At 53.0% G+C, this 558-nt stretch carries 1 protein-coding gene; it reads right to left on the bottom strand.

Annotated elements, in window-relative coordinates:
* On the bottom strand, positions 1 to 558 hold a 558-nt coding region (locus tag KO521_RS11355), incomplete at both ends, for a hypothetical protein (protein WP_215940044.1).

Here is a 558-nt window from a genome sequence, read left to right as displayed (position 1 = left end):
TTCCGAAGTATCGTCAACGGTGCAGGGCGCAGTTGCGGCAACGGTGTAGGTATATGTTCCTGCACCTCCCATTGCCGGGGACCATGTTCCGCCTGAATCGGGAGAACCTAATTCATTAAAAAGTTGGGATTCGGTAACCGTTGTTCCAGCGCAAATGGTCAAAGCGCCATCGCTACCTGCATTCGGTAAATCTTGTTCACTTACTACGACTTCCGAAGTATCGTCAACGGTACAGGGCGCAGTTGCGGCAACGGTATAGGTATAGGTTCCAGCGCCTGCCATTGCGGGTGACCATGTTCCGGCTGGGTCGGCGGAGCCTAATTCATTAAAAAGTTGCGGTTCGGTTACGGTCTCTCCTGCACAGATGGTCAGAGTTCCGTCGGTTCCGGCGTTCGGTAGGAGTTGTTCTGAGACGATTACTTGTGAGGTATCGTCACCGGTGCAGGGCGCAGTTGCGGCAACGGTATAGGTATATATTCCTGCACCTCCCATAGCCGGGGACCACGTCCCGCCTGAATCGGGAGAACCTAATTCATTAAAAAGTTGGGATTCGGTAAC

The organism is Zobellia uliginosa (assembly GCF_018860745.1).
GTDB lineage: Bacteria > Bacteroidota > Bacteroidia > Flavobacteriales > Flavobacteriaceae > Zobellia > Zobellia uliginosa_B.
Note: the sequence above shows the minus strand (reverse complement) of the source record. Positions and strands in the feature narration are given on the sequence as shown.